The following is an 18,016-nucleotide window of genomic DNA, read 5'->3' on the forward strand; positions in this document are numbered from 1 at the left end:
GTACATTAGCTTGCCTTACGCTCTAGTGAATTCACTTTTAATAGGAGCGTAATCGCATGAAACGGAAATGGCATCCAGAAGAGCTGATTGAGCATTGGTCCATCCAGCCCGATGAAGCACATCTATTGGCTAGGCGTAAAGGCGTTACTCTTTTAGGATTTGTCCTGCTGCTTAAATTTTTCCAATATGAAGGACGTTTCCCCGAACAGAAGTATGAGATTCCTCGCATGGCGATAACTTTTGTGGCAGAGCAGTTAGACTTGCCGCCAGAGCAGTTTCAAGACTATAAGTGGCGAGGGAGAGTCGTTAAATATCACCGGGCCCAGATTCGCCAATTTACTGGATTTCGACAAGCCACTCTTTCAGATCAAAATCAGCTACGTACTTGGTTAGTCGATACAGTCCTGAGTCAAGAGCAGGATTACCATCATCTGAAATTGAAAGTCTATGCTCAACTGCGTACTCTTCAGATTGAACCACCCACCCCTGCTAGAATTGAGCGTTTAATCCGGTCCGCTCAGCGTCGGTTTGAGCGTCAGCTTTTTTCCTCAACCCTCAAGCAGCTGTCCAAGCAAACTCAGACTGAGCTTGATGAATTGATCCAAGAACCCAAAGTGACGCCGGGTAAAGAGATACCAGATCCGCCCCTGAGTGCCTTAAAAAAAGATCCTGGACCCGTGGGTCTCAATAGCCTGCTTTCAGAAATCATCAAGCTCCAACGCCTCCGCCAAGTGGCTTTGCCAGATACCTTGTTTTCTCATCTGACCCCACGAGTTCTGGAGTGTTATCGGCTCCGAGTGGAGACAGAAACCTTATCAGAGTTGAGGCATCACCCCAAAACCATCCGACTCACCTTACTCGCGAGTTTCTGTTGGCAGCGGTGCCAAGAGATTATCGACAACATCATGGATTTATTGATTCAGATCGTTCATCGCATTGATACACGCAGCAAGAATAAAGTGACGTCAGAGGTGATCGCTAAAGTCAAAAAAACCGACTCTCATACCCAGCTGTTTTATCAGGTGGCCACCGCAGCCCTGGCCACACCAGATGGCTTGGTCAGAAATGTTATCTACCCCGTTGCTAGTGAGCAAACTCTGGAAGCATTTGTTGACTCCTACAATGATGGCGGTCAGACTTACCGACAACTTCTACACTCGAGGATCCGTTCTTCCTACGGTCATCATTATCGGCAAATGCTTCCTGCGGTACTGGAAGTGATTGACTTTCGGTGCAATAACAAGCAATACCAGCCCATCCTCCAGGCTGTGGATTTACTCAAAGCCTATGTGGACACCCCCCGAAAACCTTATGCCTCAGCAGACGACGTTCCCATCGAAGGGGTCGTTAGTGCAGACTGGCAAGAGACGGTATTGGGTCAGGATGAAGACCAGCCAGACAAAGTAGATCGCATCGCCTATGAGATGTGCGTCCTCAGGGCCCTGCGAGAGAAACTACGGTGTAAGGAAATTTGGGTCGCCGGTGCCAATCGCTATCGAAACCCCGACCTGGATTTACCCCAAGACTTTGACGAGCGGCGAGAGGAATATTACCAGGATCTACAACAGCCCCTAGAGGTGGAAACCTTCATCGCTCAAATCCAGGCTGATATGGAAAACGCCTTGACCCGTTTAAATCAGGGGATGCCTCACAACTCCAAAGTTGAGATCTTGAGTAAGCGTGGAGGACGAATTAAGGTATCCCCGCTTGAGGCTCAACCGGAACCCATGAACATTCACAAGCTCAAGGAAGAGATCAACCAGCGGTGGTCATTAACGCATTTGTTGGACGTCCTCAAAGAGGCAGACTTTCGGATTGATTTCACCCAGCATTTCAAGAGTGCGGCTAGTCGTGAAATATTGAGCCCCCAGTCCCTGCGCAAGCGCCTACTGTTGTGTATTTACGGACTGGGCACCAATTTAGGAATTAAGCGCATCGCTCATTCAGAAGCCGATGCAGGATACTTTGAATTGCATTATGTCCGACGCAAGTTTTTAAGCAAGACAGCTCTCAGCTGTGCGATTACGGATGTGGCCAATGCGATTTTCCGGATTCGCCTTTCTCATATCTGGGGGGAAGCCACCACGGCTTGTGCGTCTGATTCTCGGCACTTTGAATCTTGGGACCAGAATTTGATGACGGAATGGCATGTTCGCTATGGCGGCCGGGGGGTGATGATCTACTGGGTGCGATTCGTTGGCTAGAAACTAGACCTGAATAGGGTTTGAGGGGATTAGCCGCAAGCGTAAAGAAGGGGAAAATATCCCAACTGTACCTTGACAACTTAATAGCCATATAGGTGAGAGTCAGTATCCTAGACCGCTCTAGTCCTATCCCGCAGGTGCAGCGGTGACAGCATTTCCCCCAGGTTCGCGACTAGCCATCAACGCCTGAAGCGGGGAAAAAAGGAGGTAACAGGGAGCCTAGCTCTGAACCCCTTCGAGCAAGAACTTATGAGTAGCGAAAGCGAAGATGTGGTTAACCCACCGTAATCATTAACCAGCGAAATTAGGTTGATAACGCTGGGAGTCCCAAAAGGGCAAGGATATACGGAGCTGGCGTGTCCAGTAGCGACCAGTTAGCACTTCCAATAAACCCGGTGGAGCGCATCACTCTAACAGTTCAATCAATGGCTATTAGGAACGAAGTAACCCCCGCCTATCTCTCTTGGAGGTCGATTGGCTAAGAGTAGGTGCTAACCAGAAGTTAGGCGGTGGGAAGGATTGGGTCAAAAGCAAAAGCCCCACTGTAATGGTGAGGATAAGCAGACAGACTCACGGTGACTTGGAATGAATAGGAACAAGTAGCAATAAATATGTCTAAAGCACGGGTCAAACCGATGATGGAATGGAGCGCAATCCCCTGGCCAAAACTAGAGCGGAAAGTGTTTAAGTTGCAAAAGCGCATATTCAGAGCCAGACAACGTGGCGATGTCAAAGTAGTACATAGACTCCAGAAAACTCTGATGAGGTCCTGGTCAGCCAAATGCCTTTCAGTTAGACGGGTCACACAAGACAACCAGGGAAAAAAGACGGCAGGTGTGGATGGAGTTAAATCTCTGTCCCCAGAAGCTCGTCTGCCCCTAGTGGGTCAACTTAAACTCGGCTCAAAGGCCCCTCCCACCAGACGGGTGTGGATTCCTAAACCAGGAAAAGACGAACAACGTCCTTTGGGTATACCGACCCTGTATGAAAGGGCAAGAATGACACTAGTCAAACTAGCCCTGGAACCTGAATGGGAAGCGGTTTTCGAACCAAACTCCTATGGTTCAAGACCAGGCCGTTCATGTCATGACGCGATAGAACAAATTTTTGCAGCCATTAAACAGAAAGCAAAATATGTGTTGGACGCTGATATAGCCCAATGTTTTGACCGAATAAACCACGAAGCACTGCTCAAAAAGCTGAAGACCTTTCCCACTCTACGCCGACAAATAAAAACTTGGCTAAAAGCTGGGGTAATTGATGGTCATCAGTTCTTACAGACATCTGAAGGAGCACCTCAAGGGGGGACTATCTCTCCTTTGTTGGCAAATGTAGCCCTCCATGGCCTAGAGTATCGAATCAAGCAAGCCTTTCCTATCAGAAAGATTGCCGACGGGAATAAGCGAAAAAGAATTGCTACTCCTGATGTCATTCGATACTGTGATGACTTCGTGATTCTTCACGAGGATTTATCCGTAGTTCAAAGATGTCAGAGCTTAGTTCATGAGTGGCTAAAAGACATGGGGTTGGAACTAAAACCTAGCAAAACGCATATATCCCATACTCTCAAAAGGTATGAAGCTGAAAACCCTGGATTTGATTTTCTAGGATTCTCAGTTAGACAATTCCCGGTCGGTCAACATCAATCGGGGAGATTATGCGGGACATTGCTGGGATTTAAGACCATCATTACCCCCAGTCGAAAGAAGCAAAAAGTACATTACAATCGGCTCGTTAGTATCATCAACGCCCATAAGGCAGCGCCGCAAGCGGCATTAATCCGCCACCTCAATCCCGTGATTAGAGGATGGACGAGATATTATTCGACCATGGCTAGTAAAGAGACCTTCTCCCGTCTAGACCATTTACTGTATCAAAAGCTTCAAACATGGGCTAACCACCGCCATCCTGGCAAATCCAGGAAATGGGTGGTGAATAAATATTGGCAAACTGTCGGGGGAGATAAATGGGTCTTCGCGACTAGAGTAACTAAATCTAGAACCGAAAAATTACTCAAACATCGACAGACTCCAATTATCCGCCATGTCAAAGTCAAGGGGGATGCAAGTCCCTACAATGGCAATCTAGTTTACTGGAGTTCAAGGACTGGGAAGCATCCAGAAGCTCCGAAGAGAGTATCTATGCTCTTGAAGAAGCAGAAGGGGAAATGCGCTCAGTGCGGCATGTTCTTCCGAGAAGAAGATTTACTTGAAGTGGATCACATTCTCCCTACATCAATGGGAGGATTGGACGTATACAAGAATCTTCAACTACTACACAGACATTGTCATTATGTTAAAACGGCCAAGGAGAAGTCCTCTCAGGCCAAATGGTATGTATGACAAGCACCAAGCCACTGAGGAGCCGTGTAAATCGAAAGATTTACGCACGGTTTTGAAGCCAAGTCGGAGGAGTGATCCTCCGGCTTAGGTTAACCATGTCGAGAAAAAATCCGTGTGTATCTACTCGCAACTGAAGAAGTGTTCTTCCTCGGAGGTGGCCTTTATGGTGAAGGGCGTACTTCGCCACTGTACGCAAATGTCCGTGAATAAAAGCTATGTGGATACCCATGGCCAAAGCGAGGTGGGGTTTGCCTTTTGCTATTTGCTGAACTTTCAGCTGATGCCCCGCTTCAAGGGCATCAACAAGCAGAAGCTCTATTTACCGATGTCCGGGCAGAAGAAGAAGTATGTCTATCTCAAGGCGATTGTGAAGCGCCCCATGCGTTGGGATCTGGTGCGGGAGCAATATGAGCCAATGATCCAGTTCACCACCGCAATGAAGCAAGGGACCGCCGAACCTGAAGCGATTCTGAGTCGGTTCACTCGCAACAACATTAAGCACCCCACCTATCTTGCTTTGGCTGAATTAGGCCGAGCTATCAAGACCATTTTCCTGTGCCAGTATTTGCACGATGAAGCCTTACGGCAAGAGATCAATGAAGGTTTGAATGTGATTGAAAATTGGAATAGTGCCAATGACTTCATCTTCTATGGCAAGAATGGTGACTTTGCCAGTAATCAAACGGCGATGCAAGAGCTGTCCATGCTTTGCCTGCACCTACTGCAAATCAGCCTGGTTTACATCAATACTCTAATGATTCAAAAAGTACTTTCTGAACCCACGTGGATGAATCGTATGCAGGAAGAAGATTTGAGGGCGTTAACGCCGTTGTTTTACCTTCATATCAATCCTTATGGACGTTTCCGCCTCAACATGAATGAGCGTCTGGTGATTGAAAACTTGGCTGCGTAGGGAGTAGCTGTAATGAGGTTGCTGAGTTGGGGCCCATCTCCACAAGGCAACCTTTGCTCCAATATCGAGTAGTACAGCGACAAAAAATACTTAAGCAAAACTTATTGATTAGCGGTAAATTTGCCCTGTTTTGAGGGGTGATTTGGTTTGATTGCCCCTGGTGTCAGCAACCCTTCAATTGGGCCTAGTAGCGAAGACAAATTGGAAGCATTAAAACAAGTCAAAGAACTTGCAAAAGCAAGCCAGAATTCAGATGAAGGTACTATGAAAAAATTAGCTAAAAGAGCAATGACAATGCTTAGAGGAATTCTTTCAAGCCTATCTGACGGAGTAAAGTTGGTTCAAGAGTGTAAAAACCTATTACCAGTAATTGCTTCTCTTCTAGGCATAAGTTAGACAAGAGTCATTAGCTTTAGCGACCTTTTCATCCCATTGATAGATAAATGCCATTCAGCCAAGTTTGTCTCACTATGTCTGCATCCTAGTTTATTCTCTAAACAAAGGCTTTGGTTATCATAGCTGAACGAAGAAAGATTTCCCATAACCTTCATTGTCGTTGGAACGCACCTGCATTAATAAACCCCGGACAGGGGGAGACCTTCCGGGGCAAGAGACTTTCTCGCTGTTAAAGCGATAGCTTACCTCTGGCTATAGCTTGCCAAACCAACGTAAAGAAGCTGTAAAAACATCACAATCTGGTCGAGTTTTGTGTCCACTCGATGACCTATTACGAGTGCTTCAGAGTGATAGTCTTACCCCAACTACCTCCACACTATCCCTGAAGGGTTTGATTGGTACACAGAAAAGTGCTTGGCGAGATGCAGCCCTTAGCATCAAGACCCATGTGGGAGCTATGGAGCAGCAAGCTACGTAACCTTTCCCAAAATTCTCCTCCGATCCTCCCCTGGGTTGGAGGGGATTCATTTTTTGTGTGTATTCCTGAATTAAAGGCCATATTCTTAGATGATATCTACATCAACGTCAGGATTTTAGATGCAGAGACGGTCAAGAATTTAGAACGTGTTGAAGAGTTAGAGCAATTATACAGAGAAGCCAATTAAAGAGGACTTGGGAGAAGAGTGCCTGCTATACAAAATGGTATGGCGGTTAACCGTCCGAAACAGCGATCCATTCGTCTTGTATTTGTAACGTAGGGAATGTTCGTTTTGAAAGAAATTACACGCATTAATCATGTTGGTCTTCGAGTCAGAGATCTATCCATTTCCCAAGCCTTTTACGCAAAATTGGGATTCGAGTTTATTGCAGGGCCAATCGGGCCAGAACCTGTGGCCATTATGGAGCATCCGTCTGGCGTGAATATCAATTTCATCCTCAATACCTCTGACAATGCTGTGTCAGACAATATATTGATGGATCACCCAGAAAAGCATGCCGGGTTCACCCATATCGCTTTGGAAATTACTGATCCAGATCAAGTCGAGCAGCACCTCGAAAGCCTGGGAATTAGAATAACGGAGCGAGTTGAATTTGGCGGAGCAAGATTCTTCTTTATCCGCGACCCAGACGGCAATGTACTGGAATTTCACAAACCAGCTTCCCAGAATGAATCGTGAGTCAAATCCTCATAACAAGAAAAGACTGAGAACCGTCGCAAAAATGTAGGGTGTTAAGGGCGTTACTCCCTAGCCTGCTCGATAAACTTTCGGTGTCATCCCCGTCATCTGCCGAAATTTTCGGCCAAACTGGCTGTGGCTATTAAAGCCACACTCCAAAGCGATCTCCACAATAGGTTGATTGGTACGTTTCAGTAGTGTCTTAGCCCGTTCCACTCGTTGCAGCATCAGATATTGATAGGGAGATCGCCCCAGGGATTGCTTGAATAACCGACCAAAATGAAACTGGCTGATATCCACTAACACTGCCAAGTCAGCCAGGGTGATTTCATTTCCCAAATGGGCGTCGATATAGTCTAGAACCTTTAAAAGTTGACGTTGAGGGAGTCCACCTTCGTAGGTCGGCAGCTCAGGTCGATTGGTCACGTGATGCCGTAGCAAATGGACGGCTAACACATTGGCCAACGAGTCAACATATAAGTTGCTGCCCAATGATCCACCCTGGAGTTCGGCCAAGAGCATTGTAGCGATCGCCTCAATTTGAGGATCACGAGCCTGGAATGCGGAGATAAGTTCAATGCGATCGCCATTCTGCCCCAGGGCCTCCTCCGCCACTTGGCGCAAAAAAGCATCTTGAAGCCGCATTTGCACAATATGAACATCTCCATTTGCCTGGGTTGTCAACCTCGTGTCTGCTGGGGTAATCAGCAAATCACCCTTGCTATAGAGTCCGGTATGTATAAGCCCCTCTTGACGATGAACAAATTTAAACGGACGCGGCGATAGGAACAGTCCAAGGGTATGTTCGTTCGGATAACTCCACGCATCCGCGCTCGCGTCATTGCGGCAGACATGGCGAGCATGCCGAATCGCTAACGGCCCCCATTGTTGGGTTATATGCCATTCAGCTTGTGCAGACTTTTCCGATAAGAAACACGGGGTTTGAGACATGGGCATCTACAGCGATACGTTACCAACCTGGCATTGTGAACAAACTGACAGCGCTCCTGCTCTGAGGCATATCACCTAAGTCTAGCGTCCTGAAAAAACTCAATAGCAAGAATGTGCCAAGTTAGCGGGAATTAGATAGCTGAGCAACCATACTTCCCCTAAATTAAGGGCAAATAGACGAGTTCACGATTCAGACAGCATGATGAAGTCAAGCCTTAGAAACACAGATTCAGAACGCAAGTCTTTACTCTCAACATTGTGGATATTTATTCTTGTAAACATGGTCAATGCCGACATTTTGGGAATGTTGCGACCTGGATACTTAGACTTTTTAGACCGGATAAGTCAGCAACTCACAGGAAGTACGGTGCTGTTGTTTGCGGTATTCATGGAGGTCGCAATCTCCATGGTTCTCCTTTCTCGTGTCTTAGCTTACAAAGCCAATCGGTGGGCGCACTTCATCGCCATTCCGCTCACGATCCTGTGGGTTGTTGTACCTGCCCTCCTGCCGTCCTTGGGAGAGACGACCCCACTGTCCTACGTATTTTTCGCTTCGGTAGAAGTGGTAACGATGGTATTCATGTTCTGGTACGTGTGGCAATGGCCCCAGCCAGAGAGAAGATATAACTAGCTCTAGTAGAATCAATCACCTTTGACAGCCATATTCCTCTGAAATTTTTCATTTTCTACTGGAAGAGAGAGGCATCATGAAAGCAATTGTCTTATCTAACTATGGATCTCCAGATCAGCTTGAGCTGAAAGACATTGAAAAGCCCATACCCAAGGATGGTGAGGTCTTAGTCAAAGTCCACGCCACCACGATCAACGACTGGGATTGGTGTCTTGTCAGAGGCAGCCCCTTTTACATTCGGTTGTTCTGTGGCTGGCGAAAACCTAACATCCGAGTCCCCGGTGTAGAGATGGCCGGACAGGTCGAGACTGTGGGTCAAAACGTTATCGAGTTTCAACCGGGTGATACCGTCTATAGCGATATTTCCGAGAGTGGGTTTGGTGGCTTTGCGGAGTACGTATGTGTGCCGGAGACTGCCCTGGCTCCAATGCCCGAGGGCATGACTTTTACTGAGGCAGCAGCGATTCCCCATGCCGCAATGTTGGCAATCCAAGGGTTAATTGATGCCGGACAGTTGCAGCCAGGTCAAAGACTCCTGATCAACGGGGCGGGTGGTGGTGTGGGGACCTTGGGAGTGCAAATTGCCAATGCAGTTGGAGTTCAAGATGTAACTGGCATCGATCGTGCCAGCAAATTTACCCTGATGCGCTCAGTTGGGTTTACTCACACCATCGATTACACCCAAACTGATTTCACGACAGGTCAAGAGCGGTATGACGTGATTTTGGATACCAAGACAAATCGTTCCCCGTTCAAATATCTATCAGTACTTAATCCTGGGGGCACTTATGTGACCGTTGGCGGTTTAACGCCACGACTATTCCAGGTGCTGTTGTTCGGGCCAATGATCCGCTGGTTGACCCAGAAGAGTGTGCGTTTGGTTAGTCTTCGACCGAATAAAGATTTGGCCTATGTAAACGAGCTTTGGGCAGCAGGGCAATTGAAACCAGCGATTGATGGTCCCTATTCTATGAATGAGGTTCCAAGGCTTATTCAGTATTTTGGTACAGGTCAGCATCAAGGCAAGGTCGTTGTGACCCATGAATCCTGAACTAATCAAGTCATTATTTTGGTAGAGCTGGAGGCAAAGGCAACCGATCGTTTGCTAGAACAGACTTCTCCCTCTCATCTCCTCGTCCCAGCTCTGTAACCACATAGGCCGTTTCTCCTCCATATCACTCTGTCGTTCTCGGCCTCGGTCGATAAACCTTGCCATCAATCCTCCCCAGCTCACACAAAACATCATTGAGATCGCACACAACCCCCAAGCCCATGTTCCTCCCAATGAAATAACCTCCGATCAACCCAACGACAAGGCAGCAACCCATCAGAGTCACCCCCTGCCATCGGTCCCGGTTCAGTCTGAGCTTGAGTCTTTCGGTTCGTGAGAGCGTCGTGCATTCTCCACGACTTGATTGAGGATGTCGTCTACCTGCTGCTCCGTGACGAGCGGTTCGGGCTGGTAGTCGTTTCCCAACTTCCCCAGGCCATCGTTTAGCCCCCGGTAGAATGCCCCATCCACGACCTTGGCCGCTAGTTCCTGGTTATGTTGGATCCTCCCTTCCATCCCTTGAGCAATTTGCAAGCCCGCATCATAGGACCGTTGGGCGGGGATTGATAGGTTGTGTGCTGGATTGTTGCCCGTATGGTTACCTGCATCGGTGCCTGCATGGTTACCCACATTGTTACCTGCAACCATATCGCCGTGCTGCACGGAAGTTAATGCGGAACTCTCTTGTTCAAAAGCTGCATTCACACTCTCTTTGCGCTCCTCCCAAGCCTGGTTGAGTGCATCGTAGTCTTTGATTTCGCCACTATCGACCCAACTTCGGACAACACCGATGGAGTATGCGGTCTGTTGCTTGAACTTTGTCCCATTCGGTTTTAGCCCCATTGCCTTAAGGGTGTTTGCTAGTTCCTCCTCTGAATTATTAGACGACAATCGAGCTGACGGATCAATGACGATGTCACGTCGGCTATAGCTATGAAGAAACCAGGCATCCCCTGAGAAGGATAAAACTAGATCTCAATTCCCTAGAAATGATGTGTGAGATCGCGTTTCTAGAATTCAATCTCAAGAAAAAAGACACTTTTTACATCCCTAATCAATAGAGGGCTGTACAAGTGCCTAACAAAAGAATTGATTCCTATCATACTCGTGTTTATATGAACGGAAGAGACCTCGGCTTGAAACAAGCTGAAGCAGCTTACATTGCCGAAATATCTACAAGAACCGGACAACGAATTGAGGCCGGCACCCATCAACCTAATCGCGGCCGCCTTCAGGACCAACGCACCGTTCCCGACCCCTTAGCTGATGTGTGGGAAGACGAGCTAGAACCAATGCTGCGTCGAGACCCGCGTCTCAAACCCATGACTCTGTATGAGTATCTGCAGGATAAGTATCCAGGCCAGTATCCCCAAGTCCTGCGGACCTTGCAACGTCGGGTGAGAACGTGGAAAGCCTTGCATGGCCCGAGCCCCGAAGTGATGTTTGAATTGCGTCATGAACCCGGGGTACAAGGGTTCTCCGATTTTACAGAACTCAAAGGCATCACGATTACCATTGCCGGTCAACCCTTTGAGCACCTGATATACCATTACCGTCTGGGATACAGCGGCTGGCGATATGCCCAGATCATCCAAGGAGGCGAAAGCTTTGTTGCCCTCTCAGAAGGATTGCAAAATGCCTTTGCAGCCTGTGGAGGTGTCCCCCAACAGCATCGTACTGATAGTTTGAGTGCAGCCTATCGCAACATGGGCGGCCGCCGGTCCAAAAACCTCACGCGTTTGTACGACGAACTGTGTGACCACTATCGGCTAGAACCCACTCGTAACAACAAAGGTATTGCCCATGAGAACGGCTCCATCGAGTCTCCCCATGGCCATCTCAAAAACCGAATTAAGCAGGCGATCTATCTGCGCGGCAGTGCAGATTTTACGAGCGTTGCTGAGTATCAAGCCTTAATTGATGCACAGGTCGCCAAGTTGAATCAGCAGTGCCAAACCAAGTATGAGCAAGAGAAAGACCATCTACAACCCTTGCCCAAATATCGAACCCCTGACTATGAAGTGCTCACCGCTAAAGTCAGCAAACGCAGCACCATCGATGTTCGCTGCATTCTATACACCGTCCCTTCTCGACTGATTGGTCGTCAATTGGAACTGCATCTCTACCACGACCGGATTGTCGGCTATCTGGAGCGACATCCAGTCGTGGAATTGCCGAGGAAGCGTGTCAGTGGCAAAGGCAAACGTCGCGACCGTTGCATCAACTATCGCCATGTCATTGGTTCAATGCGATTGAAGCCTCGTGCTTTTATCTATTGCACCTGGCAATCAGACCTACTTCCCAATCCTGAATACCGCCAAATCTGGGAACAGCTCAAAGCCCAATTTGACCTGGAGCAGGCTGCCAAGATCATCGTGGAAGCCCTGTATATTGCTGCGGTTCAAGATAAAGAACAGGCCGTAGCAGTGTACTTACAGCAGCAACTCCAGGCATCCAGTCTCACCCTCAATCGCCTGAAAAAACAGTTTGAGCCGCCTCAGATGAAGCAGGTTCCTGACCTCAGCATTGAACAACATTCACTTGAACTTTATGACAAACTCCTCCCCTCCTGCTCAGTCCCCGCTGAGCCCCTACCAGCACCTGAGCCTCTATCTAAAAAAGCTCAGGCTCTCCCACATGTTGACCCATTGGGAATCTATCGAATCCCAAGCTATGCAGGAAAACTGGTCTTATGCGGAATTCTTACTAGCCTTGTGCGAAACGAAGGCCCAAAGAAGAGAACAAGCTCGGCTAAAACGTGCTCTCACCGAAGCCAGGCTCCCAAACGCAAAAAGTTTTACCAACTTTGACTTTAGCCATTGTCCCCAGCTCAATCCTGCTCCCTTGATGCAATTAGCCGCAGATCCGGGTTGGTTGGAGCGCGCCGAGAACTGCCTTATTTTGGGACCCTCGGGCGTTGGAAAAACACATCTGGCCACTGGAGTGTCCAAAAAGATGCTGGAATTCGGTAAGCGGGTGAAGTTCTTTGCAGCCAACGCATTGGTTCAACACTTGCAACAGGCGAAGCTCCAACTGCAGCTGCATCCAATGCTCAAAAAACTGGACCGCTATGATCTGTTGGTCTTGGATGACTTGGGCTATTGCAAAAAGTCGGAAGCGGAAACGTCCGTTCTGTTTGAATTAATTGCGCATCGCTATGAACGAAAAAGTTTGTTGATTACAGCGAATCAACCCTTCAGCCAATGGGATGACATTTTCACTGATTCGATGATGGCGGTGGCTGCCATTGATCGCTTAATTCATCATGGCTTGATTATCAAAATTCAAGCCGATAGTTATCGGCGCAAATCAGCGACTCAGAGAACGGCTCAAACTCAGTCTCCACCTCAAAAATCCCAGTCCAAATAATCGAGCGATCACTGGTTGTCATTTCGATCACGGGTTGTCGTTTTGTTCTGAAGGTATCGTATGAGGTCTGAAAAAGAGCTAACGCAAAGGGAGTGTACGCCAAATAATACGGTCCAAATTTGGGGGTTGATCCGCCTTGTGGTTGTCGCGACATCGCCTATGGGGTTGACATCCAATAGAGGAGCGTTACTTTAAAAACTTTGCGCAATTAGTTGGCCGATTGGTTGTCTCAGATCCCGGCCAAAGTAAAAGTGATCGCTTATTGAGCATGTTTCTTCAGCATTACTTCACTTTCAAGCCCCTTGCTTTGATGGAGCTACTTACGACTTCGTATTTATCTCAATCTCGTTCAGCAGGAACTGGCAAAGGTTAGAGGTGTACACACTCCATAGGGGGCGTATTAGGATCCGTTCCAGCATCAGATAAGGTCATTGTTTTACGAAGCAGTAGCTTCTCATCCTAAGGACAACTAGCCACATTCGTAAAAGGAGCAAGCGGGGTGCCAGGAGGAACCAAAGTGCCATCAAAGCTGAAGGTGGCATTGTTATTGTCGGTACTGACAGTGGCTAAATTCACCACTTGGAATGTGTTACTTCTGGAGTTCAGGTTGAAGTCATTACCTCCCAAACCTGCGAAGTTAGGGTTGCTGCTGAGATTGCCTGAAATCGTTGTGCAGATGGGATTGCCGCCATTATTATCAATCTGCACACTGTTTTGTCCAGCTTGAGAAATTGTGTTGTCCGAAATCGTGGTGCTGTCCAAGCTGCTGTCATCGTCTATACGCACATTGATGCCATCTGCATCTTCTCCTTGGGTGGAGAGAGTATTGTCCGAGATGGTGGCGCTACCCAAGCTGCTGTCATCGTCTACACGCACATTGATGCCATCTGCAAAGTCTCCTTGGGTGGAAATGATATTGCCCGAAATCGTGGTGCTGTCCAAGCTGCTGTCATCGTCTATACTCACATTGATGCCATCTGCAAAGTCTCCTTGGGTGGAGAGAGTATTGTCCGAGATGGTGGCGCTACCCAAGCTGCTGTCATCGTCTACACGCATATTGATGCCATCTGCAGAGTCTTCCTGGGTGGAGACGGTATTGCCCGAAATCATGGCGCTGCCCAAGCTGCTATCAGGTCGTATACTCACATTGATGCCATCTGCGAACTCTCCTTGGGTGGAAATGGTATTGCCCGAAATCGTGGCGCTGTCAATCCTTCCGCTGGTGGAGATGGTATTGCTAAATGTGCCACCTCTTGACGTACGAACATTGATTCCCTGAGCAAAGTCTCCCTGAGTAGAGATGTCGTTGCCTGCAACTCTAACGCTGCCAATGCGTCCACCATTGAGGGTGCTATTTATGGTGGTATTTACAAATTCGGTTCTGATTGAAGATTCAATATTGATTCCATCTGCAGAGTTCCCCTGAGTAGAGATGTCGTTGCCTGCAACAGTAATGTTGTCAATACTCCCAGCGGTGATGGTGGTGTTGCTAAAGCTGCCCCGAATCGGGACGGTCAGTTGAATGCCATCCGACCCATCCCCAACCGTAGAAATGGTATTGCCTGAAATGGTAGCAGTGCCCAGTTTGGCAGCCCCTGTCTCACTGAGGACGGTGGCCAGAATTCCTTGGGCATCCGTACCTGAAGTAGTAATGATGTTGCCTGCAATCGTGGCACTTGTTAAAGTGACATCTTCGAGGTCGATTTCAATACCGTGGGCTCCATCGGTGAGAAATTCGGCGCTTGATTCAGTGGTGTTAGTCGTGTTCCCGCTAGTGGCAATCTGGTTGTTGATAATTTCAGCGGAGCCACTGACATTCTGCAAACGGATACCTCCGGTATCGTCTCCACTCACTACAATCTGATTGTCCTGTACCGCTACATTCTGAACATTGTTAGCAAAGATGCCGCGATTGCCTGCTAAGGGTGAAATGTTCATGCCTGCCACTGTTGTGTTGTTGCCCAGCACGACACCATCTCCACCCGTGTCGTTAATGCTACTCCCTGGTAACCCGATAATCCGCACCGTACCCATGGTTGGATCAACATTGGAAATATTGATACCTACTGCCGCTGGATTGGTGATGTTGACTGTCGTATTACTGAGGTCAAATACACCGCTAATGTCATTGAGCGTGATGCCATTGGTGGCTGAGTTGGTGCTAGTGAGAGTACTGTCCGTCACAGTGGCATTGGCGATATTCGTAGCCTGCAGCGCTGGACCGTCGGTACTGTCCACTGTCAACCCTGATAGGTTGATGGACTCGGTATTGTTCTGCAGTAGAATTCCCGCTTGATTGCCCGTGGTGGTAATGGTGCCGCCATTGGTGGCTGCCACATTGACGATACCGCCATTGGTGGCATTAAATCCGATGCCTGTGGTGGTATCAATATCCAATCCCCCATTAAAGGCCACCGTACTGCCCGTATTATTGGTCAGGTTCACCCCAGGAGCCGTACTCGTATTAGCCGTAACGAAGCCATTAAAGGTGGTAGTGCCCCCTGTTTTGTCAGTGATATTAATGGCACTTGCAGGATTGGTTTGAGTAATGGTGCCGTTATAGGTAATCGTGCTTGTCCCCCCTACAACATTAAACGCCGCATTCGTGGCATTGGTAATCGAGCTAGTGGCATCAAAGGTAAAGGTGCCATCACCGTCTGTAATCTCTAGGCCGTTATCACCCGCATTCGTGATATCCACATTCGTTGCCGTAATCGTGCCTGCTGGATTAGCAAACTGGAGACTATCCCCACCTGAATTAGAGATATCGACATTAGTGAGCGTTGTGGTCCCAGTGGCATTGAGGATCTGGATGGCGGGACCTGTGGCGTTGGTGCTCACGACGTTGGTTAAGGTCGTGTTGGTGGCATTGACGATGACATCTGTGGCGTTGTTGTTGAAGACCACATTATCAATGGTGGTGTTGGTGGAGGGGGTGATCTGAATCCCAGCCACGGTGAAGTTCCCGAGGCTGCTGTTGCGGATAGTGGTGTTGGTGGCACCTGTGACGGCAGCAATTCCTCTGGGAGCAGTGTTTTGTCCGTTGAAGGCAAGACCGTCAATGGTGTTGTTATTGGCGAGGGTGAGGACGTTGTTGTTGGCACCATTGACCAATTGGGGCTGTCCCATATCCAAGACGGTGACTGAACCCAGATTGGGGACAGTGAACACAAAGTTGGGAGTGGTCCCTACTCCTAGGGCCTGTTGTCCTGTTTTGAGGGTGAGGGAATTGCCTAGACCCGTTTGGGTATCGATAGTGCCTGCATCATCTAAGAAAAATAAAACATCATTCGCTTGGGTAATGGAGCTAGTGGCCTGGGCAACCGTCAAGGGATTATCTTGAGTGCCATCACCAGCCGTGCCGTCACCATTGACAAAGAAGATATTAATCGGTTGTCCTGTGGCAGGATTAAGGACAACTTGAGATGTGATAGCAGCAGTTTGTGGTCCCAGCGGAGAGAGGGTGCCTTGTCCAGCCACCGCCGCTTGAAGTTCGGTGAGGGAGATGGGGCGGTTGATGTCCTGAGCAAAGGTGGTGATTTCGTAGTGGCGTTCAATGGGGCGGCGGGCTAACCGCTGGGTTAGGCTCAAAGGTTCAGATCGTTGGGGGCCACCAAAGGGAATTCCGAGGCGGACAAAGCCTTCGAGTTCGGATCCACGGGTTTCATCGAAGCGGAAGCGGCTGCCGACTTGGAGGAGTCCCCCATTCATACCTAAAGGGTCTTGGACTTCGAGTTGGGCACGGGCCATGGGGCCATCGATGCTGAGGGTTTCGCTGCTATCGAAGAAGAAATAGCCACCAAACAGACCAAGACTGACTTTGTCACTAAAGTGGTGACGATGGCCCGCTTCAAAGTCAAAGCCAGCTAGGGCTCGTTCACGGGCTTCTAGGGTGAAGATTTGTTGGACGATGTTGGTGCCGAGGCCATTGGCTCTAGGCTCGATGCCGAGGACGCCATTGACGGTGCGTTGACCCACCACATTGGAGTTGCTGCCAGGGAGATAACCATTGACTCTAAACTCAAATTTCTTGCTAATGAGTTCGACTCCGAGGCTACCTTGGTGATACTGAAAGTCGTTTTCGCTACGTTTGGTGTCGTAGAAGGCATGGGTACCCAGGATCCAGGGATTCTCTTCGGAGGTGTTGAGGACGCGACGATAGGCGAGACCGAGGTTTCCCATGAAGGTTTCGTTACTGCCTGCTTCAAAGTGAACATCGGCAAATGCAAAGGATTTCTCGTCTTGGAAGAAGGGGAGTCGGAGGTTGAGCACACCAAATTGACGGCGGGTACTGCCTCGAAATTCAGCATCGACAAAGTAGGGGATGCCGAGGTTTTCTGCAGGGGGTGTTGAGGTTTTAGCCTCTTCTTGAGAGATAGGGGTGTTCTTTGAAGGGTCTGATTGAGGCAGTCCAGATTCTGCTTGGGTGAGGGGTAAGGACGTAACTTTAGGCGAGGGGAGGGATGAGGGCGTCTCTGGACTAGTGCTAATCGTCTGGTCAATGCTAGTCCATCCCGCTTCTGTTAAGGTACGGGGTGGATGGAGCAGATCTGGTGTTGAGGGCTCTAAAACGGAACGATTATTCTGTGGCTCGACCGTGGGGAGTGTCATCTCTGGTTGAAGGTGAGATGTCTTGAGCAAGAATCTAGGAGTGGGTGTTAAGGTCAGGTCTAAATCACCCAGGGGAGTGACATGGACAGTGATGGGAGCAGGTGTGGCTTCTAGCTTAGGTAGAGAAGCGGTTAGGGGCTGTTCAGAAGGGGACGAGGCAAGGTCTATCTGTTCAGCTATAGCTGTGAGGGGCCAGATACCAGAAATTAATAGACTTAAAACTATAGTCTGACCAACCCCTAAGAAAAAATTTGCATTGGCAAAAGTACGGCGAGCCATCATGATTCCTCAAATACCTTTCAGAACAATCTCACTTGCAGTAATCTGTAGCTTGGGGCAAGCCTATCTCCATAAAAAATGGTAGATAGAC

11 protein-coding genes and 3 pseudogenes are annotated in these 18,016 nt (G+C 48.6%); 10 read left to right on the top strand and 4 right to left on the bottom strand.

Annotated features, from left to right (window positions below; all coding sequences use genetic code 11):
* Window positions 1–56: 56 nt before the first annotated feature.
* Window positions 57–2,186, top strand: a pseudogene (locus tag AM1_RS28060) (Tn3 family transposase); the annotation flags it as partial.
* 520 nt (window positions 2,187–2,706) lie between these two features.
* Here the strand turns inward: AM1_RS28060 and AM1_RS42405 are convergent.
* Entirely contained in the window at window positions 2,707–2,907 is a 201-nt protein-coding gene (locus tag AM1_RS42405) for a hypothetical protein (protein WP_187152965.1), read from the bottom strand.
* On the opposite strand from AM1_RS42405, the gene ltrA reads away from it, so the two are divergent.
* The 5 genes and pseudogenes from ltrA (at window position 2,816) to AM1_RS28085 (ending at window position 7,033) form a co-directional block, all read left to right on the top strand.
* Window positions 2,816–4,546, top strand: a complete 1,731-nt coding sequence (gene ltrA / locus AM1_RS28065; protein ID WP_012166345.1) for a group II intron reverse transcriptase/maturase — start codon at window positions 2,816–2,818, stop codon at window positions 4,544–4,546. The two genes, AM1_RS42405 and ltrA, sit on opposite strands and share 92 nt — an antisense overlap.
* Before the next feature lie 94 nt (window positions 4,547–4,640).
* Window positions 4,641–5,459 (top strand): annotated as a pseudogene (locus tag AM1_RS28070) (Tn3 family transposase); the annotation flags it as partial.
* A 147-nt stretch (window positions 5,460–5,606) separates the two neighbouring features.
* A complete protein-coding gene (locus tag AM1_RS28075; protein WP_041660662.1) occupies window positions 5,607–5,855 on the top strand; it encodes a hypothetical protein in 249 nt (82 codons plus the stop codon).
* A 422-nt stretch (window positions 5,856–6,277) separates the two neighbouring features.
* The gene (locus tag AM1_RS28080; RefSeq protein ID WP_041660663.1) at window positions 6,278–6,520 is read left to right on the top strand and encodes a hypothetical protein; all 243 of its coding nucleotides are present in this window, start codon (window positions 6,278–6,280) and stop codon (window positions 6,518–6,520) included.
* Between the two features lie 105 nt (window positions 6,521–6,625).
* On the top strand, window positions 6,626–7,033 hold the full coding sequence (locus AM1_RS28085) for a VOC family protein (protein WP_012166350.1): 408 nt from the start codon (window positions 6,626–6,628) through the stop codon (window positions 7,031–7,033).
* Window positions 7,034–7,102: 69 nt separating this feature from the next.
* Here AM1_RS28085 and AM1_RS28090 read toward each other — a convergent pair whose 3' ends face one another.
* On the bottom strand, window positions 7,103–7,984 hold the full coding sequence (locus AM1_RS28090) for a helix-turn-helix domain-containing protein (RefSeq protein ID WP_083776750.1): 882 nt from the start codon (window positions 7,982–7,984) through the stop codon (window positions 7,103–7,105).
* A 199-nt stretch (window positions 7,985–8,183) separates the two neighbouring features.
* Between AM1_RS28090 and AM1_RS28095 the strand changes: the two genes are divergently transcribed.
* Window positions 8,184–8,615 carry a DUF6326 family protein gene (locus AM1_RS28095; RefSeq protein ID WP_148215847.1) on the top strand — a complete coding sequence of 144 codons (432 nt, stop codon included), beginning with the start codon at window positions 8,184–8,186 and terminating at the stop codon, window positions 8,613–8,615.
* Between the two features lie 76 nt (window positions 8,616–8,691).
* Window positions 8,692–9,666 carry an NAD(P)-dependent alcohol dehydrogenase gene (locus AM1_RS28100; protein WP_012166353.1) on the top strand — a complete coding sequence of 325 codons (975 nt, stop codon included), beginning with the start codon at window positions 8,692–8,694 and terminating at the stop codon, window positions 9,664–9,666.
* 306 nt (window positions 9,667–9,972) lie between these two features.
* On the opposite strand, the gene AM1_RS28105 is transcribed toward AM1_RS28100, so the two are convergent.
* Window positions 9,973–10,557: a hypothetical protein gene (locus AM1_RS28105; RefSeq protein WP_012166355.1), complete on the bottom strand. Its 585-nt coding sequence runs from the start codon at window positions 10,555–10,557 to the stop codon at window positions 9,973–9,975.
* A gap of 224 nt (window positions 10,558–10,781) precedes the next feature.
* Between AM1_RS28105 and istA the strand changes: the two are divergent.
* Window positions 10,782–11,834: pseudogene (istA, locus tag AM1_RS43360) on the top strand (IS21-like element ISAcma26 family transposase); the annotation flags it as partial.
* A gap of 382 nt (window positions 11,835–12,216) precedes the next feature.
* Entirely contained in the window at window positions 12,217–13,035 is an 819-nt protein-coding gene (gene istB, locus AM1_RS28115; RefSeq protein ID WP_083776682.1) for an IS21-like element ISAcma26 family helper ATPase IstB, read from the top strand.
* Between the two features lie 459 nt (window positions 13,036–13,494).
* Here the strand turns inward: istB and AM1_RS28120 are convergent, their stop codons facing one another.
* Complete coding sequence (locus AM1_RS28120) at window positions 13,495–17,928, bottom strand: inverse autotransporter beta domain-containing protein (protein WP_012166357.1); 4,434 nt, start codon at window positions 17,926–17,928, stop codon at window positions 13,495–13,497.
* Between the last annotated feature and the right edge of the window lie 88 nt (window positions 17,929–18,016).

Origin of the sequence: Acaryochloris marina MBIC11017, from assembly GCF_000018105.1 — a bacterium.
GTDB classification, from domain to species: domain Bacteria; phylum Cyanobacteriota; class Cyanobacteriia; order Thermosynechococcales; family Thermosynechococcaceae; genus Acaryochloris; species Acaryochloris marina.